The sequence below is a fragment of the Streptomyces sp. STR69 genome, assembly GCF_024519455.1.
In the GTDB taxonomy this organism is placed as follows: Bacteria; Actinomycetota; Actinomycetes; order Streptomycetales; family Streptomycetaceae; genus Streptomyces.
On the sequence record NZ_JALJRY010000123.1, the window covers coordinates 1 to 249 of the forward strand.

Below are 249 nucleotides of genomic sequence, written 5' to 3' on the forward strand. Positions count from 1 at the left end.
TATCCAGGCGCCCAACGGTCAGTGGGTCCGGGACTACACGCTCAACCTCCCGGTCACCACCAACAACCCCGCGCTCACCGGGCAGTTCAAGGACCGCATCACCGCACTCCTGGACACGCACCTCAACTCCGGCCTGGAGCTGCCCAGTTCAGGCGACCAGCTGCACATCAACGTCAATCTGATCGACGACCCGACCCACCCCGAGGCGATCACCCTCACCCACACCACCGATCCGGCCCGCGCCGATCA

The 249-nt window shown here is 65.5% G+C and carries 1 protein-coding gene; it reads left to right on the top strand.

From position 1 onward, the window contains the following. On the top strand, positions 1–249 hold a 249-nt coding region (locus OC490_RS49245), incomplete at both ends, for a hypothetical protein (RefSeq protein WP_262064583.1).